8 protein-coding genes are annotated in these 7,311 nt (G+C 69.3%); 6 read left to right on the forward strand and 2 right to left on the reverse strand.

Translation table 11 applies throughout. From position 1 onward, the window contains the following. The first annotated feature begins 46 nt into the window (after window positions 1-46). The 6 genes from argS to T336_RS0121200 all read left to right on the forward strand — a co-directional run bounded on the left by argS (window position 47) and on the right by T336_RS0121200 (window position 6,312). The gene (gene argS, locus T336_RS0121175) at window positions 47-1,756 is read left to right on the forward strand and encodes an arginine--tRNA ligase (RefSeq protein ID WP_026434028.1); all 1,710 of its coding nucleotides are present in this window, start codon (window positions 47-49) and stop codon (window positions 1,754-1,756) included. A gap of 14 nt (window positions 1,757-1,770) precedes the next feature. Next, window positions 1,771-2,421, forward strand: coding sequence for an SPOR domain-containing protein (locus T336_RS0121180; RefSeq protein WP_019703904.1), 651 nt, complete (start codon window positions 1,771-1,773; stop codon window positions 2,419-2,421). A gap of 73 nt (window positions 2,422-2,494) precedes the next feature. Beyond that, window positions 2,495-3,151: a thiol:disulfide interchange protein DsbA/DsbL gene (locus T336_RS0121185; RefSeq protein ID WP_019703905.1), complete on the forward strand. Its 657-nt coding sequence runs from the start codon at window positions 2,495-2,497 to the stop codon at window positions 3,149-3,151. 124 nt (window positions 3,152-3,275) lie between these two features. Next, a complete protein-coding gene (lptA, locus tag T336_RS0121190; RefSeq protein ID WP_019703906.1) occupies window positions 3,276-3,926 on the forward strand; it encodes a lipopolysaccharide transport periplasmic protein LptA in 651 nt (216 codons plus the stop codon). A 2-nt stretch (window positions 3,927-3,928) separates the two neighbouring features. After that, window positions 3,929-4,720, forward strand: a complete 792-nt coding sequence (gene lptB, locus T336_RS0121195) for an LPS export ABC transporter ATP-binding protein (RefSeq protein ID WP_013592972.1) — start codon at window positions 3,929-3,931, stop codon at window positions 4,718-4,720. Beyond that, window positions 4,720-6,312 carry an RNA polymerase factor sigma-54 gene (locus T336_RS0121200; protein WP_019703908.1) on the forward strand — a complete coding sequence of 531 codons (1,593 nt, stop codon included), beginning with the start codon at window positions 4,720-4,722 and terminating at the stop codon, window positions 6,310-6,312. Before lptB ends, T336_RS0121200 begins: the two co-directional genes overlap by 1 nt. 25 nt (window positions 6,313-6,337) lie before the next feature. Here T336_RS0121200 and T336_RS0121205 read toward each other — a convergent pair whose 3' ends face one another. Both T336_RS0121205 and T336_RS0121210 read right to left on the reverse strand, forming a co-directional pair. Continuing rightward, window positions 6,338-6,886, reverse strand: a complete 549-nt coding sequence (locus tag T336_RS0121205) for a TspO/MBR family protein (protein WP_084151490.1) — start codon at window positions 6,884-6,886, stop codon at window positions 6,338-6,340. Window positions 6,887-6,933: 47 nt separating this feature from the next. Continuing rightward, window positions 6,934-7,311, reverse strand: a 378-nt coding sequence (locus T336_RS0121210; RefSeq protein WP_026434030.1) for a methyl-accepting chemotaxis protein, incomplete at its 5' end; no start/stop codon positions are given.

Here is a 7,311-nt window from a genome sequence, read left to right on the forward strand (position 1 = left end):
GCCGGCCGGGCCCGGCCGGATGACGGCCGGCCCGTAGAATCCGCGCATGCTCTCCGTCAAACAGGAATTGCTCGCGGCGCTGGCCGGCGAGCTGGAAAAACTCTCGCCCGGCTCCGTCGGGCGCGCCGCTTTCGAATCCCCCAAGGTGGCCGCGCACGGCGATTTCGCCTGCACCGCCGCCATGCAGCTGGCCAAGCCGCTCAAGCTCAACCCGCGCGCGCTGGGCGAACAGCTCAAGGCCGCGCTGGAGGCCACGCCGGCCTTCGCGCGCTGGGTCGATGCGATCGAGATCGCCGGCCCGGGCTTCCTGAACATCCGCCTCAAAGCCGCCGCCAAGCAGGAGATCGTGCGCGAGGTGCTGGCCGCCGGCGACCGGTTCGGCTACCGGAAGGACAACGGCCAGCGCGTGCTGGTCGAGTTCGTCTCCGCCAATCCCACGGGGCCGCTGCACGTGGGCCACGGCCGCCAGGCGGCCCTGGGCGATGCGATCTGCAACCTCTTCGCCACCCAGGGCTGGAGCGTGCACCGCGAGTATTACTACAACGATGCCGGCGTGCAGATCGAAACGCTGGCCAAGAGCACGCAGCTGCGCGCCAAGGGCTTCAAGCCCGGCGACGAGTGCTGGCCCACCGATCCGGAGAATCCGGCCTCCAAGGCGTTCTACAACGGCGAGTACATCCAGGACATCGCGAACGACTTCCTGGCGAAGAAGACCGTCCAGGCCGAAGACCGTGCATTCACCGCGAACGGAGACGTCGAGGATTACGACAACATCCGCCAGTTCGCCGTGGCCTACCTGCGCAATGAGCAGGACAAGGACCTGCGGGCGTTCAATCTGCATTTCGACCAGTACTACCTGGAGTCGAGCCTCTACACCTCGGGCCGCGTCGAGGCCACCGTGAACCGCCTGGTCGAGAAGGGCCACACCTACGAGCAGGACGGCGCGCTGTGGCTCAAGTCCACCGACTACGGGGACGACAAGGACCGCGTGATGCGCAAGAAGGACGGCACGTACACGTACTTCGTGCCCGACGTGGCCTACCACATCGCCAAATGGGAGCGCGGCTTCGCCAAGGTCGTGAACATCCAGGGCACGGACCACCACGGCACCATCGCGCGCGTGCGCGCCGGCCTGCAGGCGGCCGATGTCGGCATCCCGCAGGGCTACCCCGACTACGTGCTGCACACCATGGTGCGCGTGGTCAAGGGCGGCGAAGAGGTGAAGATCAGCAAGCGCGCCGGCAGCTACGTGACGCTGCGCGACCTGATCGAGTGGACCAGCAAGGACGCGGTGCGCTTCTTCCTGCTCTCGCGCAAGCCCGACACGGAGTACACCTTCGATGTCGACCTGGCCGTGGCGCAGAACAACGACAACCCGGTCTATTACGTGCAGTACGCGCATGCGCGCATCCAGTCGGTGCTGCGGGCTTGGGCAGAGGCCGGCGGCGGCGATGTCGCTTCGCTCAAGGACGTGGACCTGTCGGCCCTGGAAGGCCCGCAGGCCCAGGCCCTGATGCTGCAGCTGGCCAAGTACCCCGAGATGCTGACGGCCGCCGCCGAAGGCGAAGCCCCGCACGACGTGACCTTCTACCTGCGCGACCTGGCCGCCAGCTACCACAGCTACTACGACGCCGAGCGCATCCTCGTGGACGACGAGGCCGTCAAGCGCGCCCGCCTCGCGCTGGTCGCCGCCACGGCGCAGGTATTGCACAATGGCCTGGCCGTGCTGGGCGTGTCGGCGCCAGCCAGAATGTGAGTCTCGAGCCAAATATGACCAAGAAGCAGCAACGTGGCGGTTCGGCCGTCGGCTTCATCCTGGGGATCGTCGTCGGCCTGGGCGTGGCGCTCGCCGTGGCGGTGTACGTGACCAAGGTGCCCGTACCCTTCCTCAACAAGGGTGGGGCGCGCAGTTCCGACCAGGATGCCCTCGAATCCCAGCGCAACAAGAACTGGGACCCGAATTCACCGCTGTACGGCAAGAATCCGGCGCGGCCGGCCACGCCGGCGGCCAGCACGCCGGCCGTCGCGGGTGTCGAGCCCGCACCGGCCAGCACGCCCGCGGCATCCGCCGCGGTGGCGGCCGCGTCCACGCCGCGCGCCGCCGCGAGCAAGCCGGTGGCAGGCGCCTCGTCGGCCGATCCGCTGGGCGACCTGGCACGCGCGCGTGCCGCCGCCGGCGCCGAGCCATTCGATTACTTCGTGCAGGCCGGCGCCTTCCGTACCCAGGGCGATGCCGATGCACAGCGCGCCAAGCTGGCCATGCTGGGCTGGGAAGCCCGGGTGAGCGAGCGCGAACAGAACGGCCGGACGGTGTTCCGCGTGCGCGTGGGCCCGTTCACCAAGCGCGACGATGCCGAGATGCTCAAGGAGAAGCTCGACGGCGCCGGGGTGGAGTCCGCACTGGTGCGCGTGCAGCACTGACCGAGCCACTGAACTTTGCCGCCCGGCGCGGCTCCCAATCCTCCAGATACCGTAACCAGGAGTGCCCTTTTCCATGAAACGCCGCGAGTTCTCCCTCTCCGCCGCCACCGCCGTGGCCGCTTCCGCCGTTGCGCTGCCGGTGGCCACGCCCGCCTTCGCGCAGGCGAAACAGTTCAAGGAGGGCAAGGACTACACCCGCCTGGCCAAGCCGGCCCCCACCGATGCACCCGCCGGCAAGGTCGAGGTCATCGAGTTCTTCTGGTACAGCTGCCCGCACTGCAACGCCTTCGAGCCGACGCTCGAGGCCTGGATCAAGTCCGCACCGAAGGACCTCGTGATCCGCCGCGTTCCGGTGGCCTTCAATTCCAGCTTCGCCGCGCAGCAGAAGCTGTATTTCGCGCTGGAAGGCATGGGCAAGCTGCCCGAGGTGCACGCCAAGGTGTTCCGCGCCGTGCACGTGGAGAAGCTGCCCCTCAACAAGGACGACCAGATCTTCGAGTGGATCGGCAAGCAGGGCCTGGACGTGGCCAAGTTCAAGGAGATCTACAACTCCTTCACCGTGTCCAACCAGCTGCGCAAGGCCGCCCAGCTGCAGGATGCGTACGGCGTCGAAGGCGTGCCCTCCATGGGCGTGGCCGGCCGCTTCTACACCGACGGCACCATGGCCGGCAGCATGCAGAACGTGCTGCAGGTGGTGGAATACCTGGCGGGCGTGGCCCGCAAGGGCTGACATCCCTTCCAGGGCGTTGCTTGCCCTCCGCCCCGGCAAGAAGCCCGCTCCGGCGGGCTTTTCCTTTCCGGCAGCTGCGCTGCCGCAGCAGGGGACTACAATCTTTGCAAGATTCGTGCCCTCTATGAGACCCAGACTCCTCCCCACCCTCCTCCTGCTGGCGTCCATGGCTTTCGCCGTGGGGCCCGCACAGGCCGAAAAAGCCGATCGCAACAAGCCGATGAACATCGAGGCCGACGCACTGCGCCACGATGAACTCAAGCAGACCAGCGTGTTCACCGGGCGCGTGGTGGTGACCAAGGGCACCATCGTGCTGCGCGGCACTCGGCTGGACGTGCGGCAGGATCCCGACGGCTTCCAGTACGGCACCATGACGGCCGAGCCCGGCAAGCGGGCCTTCTTCCGCCAGAAGCGCGACACCGCGCCGGGCGCCCCGGACGAGTTCGTCGAGGGCGAGGGCGAGGTGATCGAGTACGACGGCCGGGCCGACCTGGTGCGCCTGATCCGGCGCGCGGAACTGCGCCGCTACCGGGAGTCCACCCTCACCGACGAGATGGCCGGCGCGCTGATCGTCTACAACAACACCACCGACGTCTTCACCGTGGACGGCCAGAAGACCGCGCCCGGGGGCGCCGCGTCGTCCGGCACGCCCGGCGGACGCGTGCGCGCGGTGCTCTCGCCCAAGGAGACTGCTTCGGCACCCGCGGCGGCCCCTGCGCCGGGGCCCGCTCCCGCGCTGCGCCGCAGCAACGAACTCGGCAACGGGGCGAAGTGAGCATGGCGGCTTCCCACCAACCGGACGCCGCGGCGGCACCGGCGGCGGACGCGCCGAGCCGCCTGGAGGCGATGCATCTCGAGAAGTCCTATGGCACCCGCAAGGTGGTCAAGGATGTTTCCATGGTCGTGCAGAAGGGCGAGGTCGTCGGACTGCTCGGCCCCAACGGCGCGGGCAAGACCACGTCGTTCTACATGATCGTGGGCCTGGTGCGCAGCGACGGCGGCGACATCCGCATCGACGGGCAGTCGGTGGCGAACATGCCGATCCACCGGCGCTCCCGCCTGGGCCTGTCGTACCTGCCGCAGGAGGCCTCGATCTTCCGCAAGCTCTCCGTGGAGGAGAACGTGCGCGCCGTGCTGGAGCTGCAGCGCGGCGACGACGGCCGGCCGCTTTCGCGCGCGGAGATCGAGGAGCGCCTCACCGCGCTCCTGCAGGAACTGCGGGTGGACCACCTGCGCGCCTCGCCCGCGCTCGCGCTCTCGGGCGGCGAGCGCCGCCGCGTGGAGATCGCGCGCGCGCTGGCCACGCAGCCGCGGTTCATCCTGCTGGACGAGCCGTTCGCGGGCATCGATCCGATCGCGGTGATCGAGATCCAGCGCATCATCGGCTTCCTGAAGGCGCGCGGCATCGGCGTGCTGATCACCGACCACAACGTGCGCGAGACGCTGGGCATCTGCGATCACGCCTTCATCATCAGCGACGGCCGGGTGCTCGCGCAGGGCACTCCCTCGGAGATCGTGGACAACGCCGAAGTGCGCCGCGTGTACCTCGGCGAACACTTCCGGATGTGATGAAGCCGGGACTTTCGCTGCGCATCTCGCAGCATCTGGCGCTGACGCCGCAGTTGCAGCAGTCGATCCGGCTGCTGCAGCTGTCCACGCTGGAGCTGTCGCAGGAAGTCGAGCAGATGCTCGACGAAAACCCCTTCCTGGAGCGCAACCCGGACGAGGCTCCGCGGGAGGAGTTCGGCCTGCCGCAGGCGGATGCGCCGGTGAGCGATGCCGACCGCGGTGCGGAGGAGTCGCTCTACACGCCGGCCAGCGGTACTGCGGCGGAGGCCGCTGCCTCGTCGCCGGGCGAGGGCGCATCCGAAGGCCCGGAGGCACCGGACGCCCCCGATGCGCCGGACTGGGAGGGCGACGGCACCGTCGAGATGGCGCCCGACGACGGCGAGTGGGGCGGCGAGGCGCCTGCCCGTACCCGCAACCAGATGGGGGACGAGGACGACACGGACGCGACTGAACTCGCGCGCGAGCACGAGTCTCTCACCGATTACCTGCACCGGCAGGCGCTGTCGCTGCGCCTGTCGGAGGTGGACCGCGCGGCGCTGCGCTTTTTGATCGAATCGCTGAACGACGACGGCTACCTGGACGAATCGCTGGAGTCGCTGGCCGTGTCGCTGGCAGGCGAGGAAGACCCCGAACAGGTCGAGGAACTGGTGCACCGCTTCACGGTGGCGCTGCGGCTCTTGCAGAGCCTGGAGCCCGTGGGCGTGGGCGCGCGCGGCCTGAGCGAATGCATGGCGCTGCAGTTGCGCACCCTGCAGGAGGACGGCGATGCGGAGCCCGAGGTGCTGCAGGCGGCGCTGCGCATCTGCCAGCAGCCGCTGGAGATGCTGGCGCGGCGCGATGTGCGCCGGCTCGCCCAGGGCTGCGGTGCCAGCGAGGAATGCACGCGCGCGGCGATGGCGCTCATCGCGCGGCTGGAGCCCCGGCCGGGCCGGGCCTTCGCGCAGGTCGAGCGCAACATCATCGTGCCTGACGTGATCGTGAAGAAAAGCAGCGGCCGCGGGGCCGCGCATGCGTTCACCGTGCAGCTCAATCCGGACGTCATGCCGCGGCTGCGCGTGCACGACATCTATGCCGGGGCGCTGCGCGGCAACCGCGGCGGCGAGGGGCACCAGGCGCTGCAGCAGCGGCTGCAGGAGGCGCGCTGGTTCATCAAGAACATCCAGCAGCGGTTCGACACCATCCTGCGCGTGTCGCGCGCCATCGTGGACCGGCAGAAGAACTTCTTCGTGCACGGCGAACTGGCCATGCGGCCGCTCGTGCTGCGCGACATCGCCGACGAGCTGGGGCTGCACGAATCGACGATCAGCCGCGTGACCACGGCCAAGTACATGGCGACCCCGCAGGGCACCTATGAGCTGAAGTATTTCTTCGGCTCGGGGCTGGGCACGGAGACGGGCGGCAATGCGTCGAGCACGGCCGTGCGCGCGCTGATCAAGCAGTTCGTCGCGTCGGAGAGCCCGGCCAAGCCGCTGTCGGACAGCCAGATCGCCGAGATGCTCAAGGAGCAGGGCATCGAGTGCGCGCGCCGCACGGTCGCCAAGTACCGCGAGGCGCTGAAGATCGCGCCGGCCAACCTGCGCAAGGCGCTGTAGAGGCCGGCCGCCCAGGCGGCCGCCCTCAGCCGAGCAGGCCGGGATTCATGCGCCAGAGGGTGTAGTTCAGCGCCGCGGCGAAGCTGATCCAGGCCAGGTAGGGCAGCAGCAGAAGGCCCGCCAGGGGCCGCAGGCGCAGGAAGGCCACGAACGTGGCGGCCACGCAGAGGCCGAGCAGGGCGATGTCCGCCAGGGCCCATGCGCCCAGGTGCCATTGGAAGAACAACCAGCTCCAGAGCGCGTTGACTGCCAGTTGGGCGCAGAACAGCACGATCGCGTGGCGCCGTGCCGCGCCCGCGGGCTCGCGCCAGACCAGCCAGGCGGCGATGCCCATGAGGGTGTAGAGCACGCTCCAGACGGGGCCGAAGACGCCGGGCGGCGGTGCCCAGGGCGGCTGCACCAGTTGGGCATAGAACTGCGGCGCCTGCACCGAGGCCACGCTGCCGATGCCTGCGGCGATGAAGCACAGCAGCAGCCAGCCCGCGAGGGCCAGCCACGAGCGGGGCGACAGGGGAGTGCGGCGCGCGCCGGCCGTGGCGGAGGAGGAGTGCGGAGTGGAGGGTAATGTCACCATGCCTCCATCATCGCCGCTAATGCCTTTGCGGGCGCTGACCCAGATGCTTACTCAGGCGCGCCGAGTGCCGGGTGGCGGGGCGCATGGGGGGCGGAGCCGTAGGCGTCGAGCTTGAAGCCGGCGACGGCGTCGGCGAGCTGGTGCGCCTGCTGCTGCAGCGATTGCGCGGCGGCGGTGGCCTGCTCGACGAGGGCGGCGTTCTGCTGGGTGCTCTGGTCCATCTGGCTGACGGCGCCGCCGATCTCGGCGATGCCGGTGCTCTGCTCCTGGCTGGCGTTGCTGATCTCGGTGACGATGGCGGTGACGCGCTGCACGCTTTCGACCACTTCCTGCATGGTGGAGCCGGCGTCCTGCACGAGCCGGCTGCCGGCGTTGACCTGGGCGACGGAGTCGTCGATGAGGGACTTGATCTCCCTGGCGGCGGT

This window comes from Paracidovorax oryzae ATCC 19882 (assembly GCF_000687165.1).
Classification (GTDB): domain Bacteria; phylum Pseudomonadota; class Gammaproteobacteria; order Burkholderiales; family Burkholderiaceae_C; genus Paracidovorax; species Paracidovorax oryzae.